This is a genomic window from Frankia sp. CcWB2 (genome assembly GCF_977927585.1).
The window spans coordinates 1-3,704 of the sequence record NZ_CDWRCM010000294.1; the positions used below are offsets into that span (position 1 = coordinate 1).

At 69.9% G+C, this 3,704-nt stretch carries 3 protein-coding genes; 2 read left to right on the plus strand and 1 reads right to left on the minus strand.

Going from position 1 to position 3,704, the window contains the following annotated elements; all coding sequences use genetic code 11:
- The first annotated feature begins 10 nt into the window (after nt 1–10).
- Together ACY45C_RS20670 and ACY45C_RS20675 are read left to right on the plus strand one after the other, a co-directional pair.
- Nucleotides 11–1,261 (plus strand): MGDG synthase family glycosyltransferase, encoded by a 1,251-nt coding sequence (locus ACY45C_RS20670; protein WP_462189217.1) that lies wholly within the window; start codon nt 11–13, stop codon nt 1,259–1,261.
- Between the two features lie 52 nt (nt 1,262–1,313).
- A complete protein-coding gene (locus ACY45C_RS20675; protein ID WP_462189216.1) occupies nt 1,314–2,408 on the plus strand; it encodes an EamA/RhaT family transporter in 1,095 nt (364 codons plus the stop codon).
- 193 nt (nt 2,409–2,601) lie between these two features.
- On the opposite strand, the gene ACY45C_RS20680 is transcribed toward ACY45C_RS20675, so the two are convergent.
- Nucleotides 2,602–2,760 (minus strand): hypothetical protein, encoded by a 159-nt coding sequence (locus ACY45C_RS20680; RefSeq protein WP_023840144.1) that lies wholly within the window; start codon nt 2,758–2,760, stop codon nt 2,602–2,604.
- Between the last annotated feature and the right edge of the window lie 944 nt (nt 2,761–3,704).

Consider the following 3,704-nt stretch of genomic DNA (forward strand, 5'->3'; position numbering starts at 1 on the left):
TGATGTTGAGGTGGGAGTCGGCGGCCCGCCAGCCGTCGGCGAACCGGGGGTCACGGAACCTGTCCTGCCGGGGCCGGCCGCAGCGGGGGGACCGGTCGCCGCCGCACTCCCCGCCGATCCGCGCACGCACGGCGTCGACGCCCGGCCCGCCGGAACGCCGACGCGGCGGGGCTCCGCGCTGCTGCTGTCGGGCTCGCTCGGGATGGGCCACGACGTGATGGCGCAGGCGTGCGGCGCGTCGCTCACCCGGCGCGTCACCACCCGGACCGCCGACAGCCTGCGCATGCTCGGTGGGCGTAACGGCTCCCGGGGGGAGAAGGTCTTCCGTGGCATGATCGCCGTTCCGGGCCTGTATGACGCCGTGCACTTCTCCCAGATGAGAACCGGTGGCCGGCTCGCCCAGGCCATCGAGAGGACGTCGAGCCGGTTCGTCGTCCCGGCATTGCGCGAGGAACTGGCCGCTCAGCCGACCGATCTCGTGATCTCGATCTTCGCTACCGGAGCCGCGGCGACCAGCCGGGTCAAGGCCGAGTTCCCCGGCCTGGTGACGGCGGTGTTCTCCACCGATTGCTGCGTGCACCGGCTGTGGGTACACGACAACACCGACCTCTACCTGGTCACCTCGCAGACCGCCGCCCGGTACGTGCGGCGGTTCTCGCCGAACGCGCTGATCTCGGTGGTCCCGACCCCGGTCCGGGAACCCTTCTACGACCCGCCGACTCAGGAGGAGGCGCGGGCCGCGCTCGGTATCCCCGCGGACGCTCCCTGCGTGCTGCTGATGTCCGGCTCCTGGGGGCTGGGACCGTTGGTGGAGGGTGCCGCGGCCATGGCCGCGGCGGGCATCTACGTGCTTGCGGTGGCCGGCCGCAACCAGCGGTTGGCCGCGCGGTTGACGGCTCTGTCGGAACGGCAGCACAAGGTCATCCCGTTCGGCTTTACCGATCGCGTCCCGGCGCTGATGGCGGCGAGCGACCTGGTCGTCACGTCGTCCGGGGACACCTGCAGCGAGGCTCGGGTGATCGGACGGGACCTGCTGCTCATCGACGTGGTGCCGGGGCATGGCCGGGATAACCTTCAGAAGGAACTCGAGCGAGGTCGTGCCGAGGTGACGAACACCGACCCGGTGTCGTTGACCAGATCCGCGCTCGCGTGCCTTGACCGGGTCAAGCCACCGTCGGACCGGGTGGCGATCGGCCCGCACGCGTGGGAGCAGGCATTCGGGGCGGCTCTGGCGCAGATCGGTTTCGGCGCGGACTGGTGAGGCAAACCCACGGTTCGGGACGGATCCTGAGGGCCATGATGTTGGACGGGACATGAGCAGAGCCCTGGTGATCGGTCTGCCGACCGCGGTCGTCTCGGCGGCTCTCTACGGGATCGCGCCGCTCGTCCAGGCCCGTGCTGCCCGCCGGGAGGAGGAGAGCTCGGGGCTGGGGCTTGCGCTGCTGGCCCGCCTGGTGCTGCGCCCCCTGTGGCTGATCGGCCTTGCCGTGGAGGCGGGCTCGTTCCTGCTGGAGGTGTATGCCCTGTCCGTGGCCCCGGTGGCGATGGTCGCCCCGGTGATGGCTCTCGACATGATCGTCTTTACTCTGCTGGCGCAGCGGGTGCTCGGCGAGAACATCAGCCTGACCGGCTGGCTGGGCGTGGTCGCGATGGTCGGCGGTATCGGCCTGCTCGCCTTCGCCTTCACGCACCGAGCGGAGGTCGGCAGCTCGGCCAGCACCGATGTCCTGCTGGCCTTCCTCGTCCTCGGTCTGATCTTTGCGCTGCTCTGCGCGTCCCTCGCCAACCTGGCCGTGGTGCGGGACATGGTCGCGGGCGCCGCGTTCGGATTCGGGGCCGCGGCCGGGGTCAGCTACGCCATCGCCACGCTGGCGACCCGCCAGATCGGCCTGGCGGTGAACGAACGACGGGAGGGGCAGTCCACGCTGGTGGACCTGCTCACCACCCCGACGCCCTACGTCCTCGTGCTGTTCTCCGTGCTGGCGCTCGGTCTTCAGCAGCGTGGCCTGCAGGGGCACGCCGCCGTCATCGCCTTCCCGGTGACCAGCGGGGTCTCCGCCTTCCTGCCGGTGACCCTGGGCCTGACGCTGTTCAACGAGCCGGCGCCCGACGGTGTCCGCCGCGTGGCGTTCATCGTCGCGATGGTGCTGGTCGCGGCCGGAATCGCCGCTCTCGGCCGCGATCGGATGGCGGCAGACCGGTCCGTGGACGAACTTGAGAGCGTGCTGCGGCCCACCCCCGACGACCGCCGATTGGAGGACGGCGTCGTCCCCCTGGACGGCCGGCCGGAGGTGGTCGAGCCGTCGGATGCGGAGCCGGGGCAGTCGGCGAGGGCCCGGGACGAAGCAGCTTCTATCGCTCGTACTGGCACGGTTGTTTACCGTAGCGGCATGTCGAAGAACTTATAGTGATGCGCCGTGTGCTTTCGGTGAGATAGTCGTCGTGGCCGGCCGCTCGGGTTCACCCCCCGATCGCCCGGGCGCCCGGCCGTCTCCCGCTTGCCCGCCTTGCACGTTCCCCGCGTCGCGCATCCGGTCGAGGTTTCCTCCGGTCGGGTCGTCGAGACGCCGCCAGCCGCATCTCGACGACCCGACTGGCTCGTCAGACCCCGAACCGCTGGAGGGCCTTGCGCACCCGCAGGTTCGCCTGCGCGAAGGAGATCTTTCCGTCCACGTAGGCCGACAGCGCCGCGCGGCGGACACGCTCGACGCGCTGATCTTCAATCGGAGTGTTGAGTAGGTTGGTCGTGGCGGTGGCCACGGCAATCACCTCCCAGTGGCAGGGAAACAGGGCACTGCAACTCGCGGGTGACCTCGGACGGCACACCGGACCGGAAGGCGGGGAACGAGGCGACGATGCCTCGGCCGATCCTTTCGACGTGAGGTCGATCCGAGATCGGAGATGAGCAGATGGATCTGGAGAGCGGGCGGACGCTGCGCTGCGCCGCCTCGCTAGGAGGGCGAGGGGATGGCGGCTCCGCGCTCCGCCCGCCCCGGATGACCGAGGACCCGGGCAGGTGCGTTATGGCGCCGCACGCGGGTAGCCGTATTGCCACATATGGTCACAGCGACTGCCCTCCTCCGCGTTGGGCGGGCGCTCGACGCCCGCGTGGCCCGTCCCGGTCGGGTGGAGGTGACCAGACGCCGACCCACCGGGCTGTGACGGGAGACCGCAGGTGCCTTGTCACCCGATCGCCTCGCGGCGAGTGACGCACTGCCGTATCCACATCACGTTACAGCCATGTAACGACCGTGACGGGACGAACGCCCGGACAACGAAGCCCGACCGAACATCTATAAGAGTGCGCGACCGGGAGGCATTGCGCAAGAGCCAACCGGCTCGTGGCGAGGCTTCCTGAACAGGCATCTCGGCCCCTCGGCCGGTGGAACGATGCCGTTGATCGAATCGTCTCCGCCTGGCGGGTCCGGCCCGGCGCCGGTCCTGGTCCCAGTCTGAAACACCAGGGCGGTGCATCCTGGCCCGGGCATCCCGGCCCGGGTAGGGGTTGACCGAGGATCATCCGGTCACCGGCGTGATCGGCGGGGTTACGGCCACCGGAGCGATATGCATCGAACCGTGGAGGAGAGTCGAAAGCGGCGGGCCCGGTCCCGGTCGCGACGTACCGGAGCGACCGGGACCGGGCCGAGGCCGACCAGCGGCGATCTCGTTCTTTTCCGATGGGATTTTTCGGTAAACATTCACCT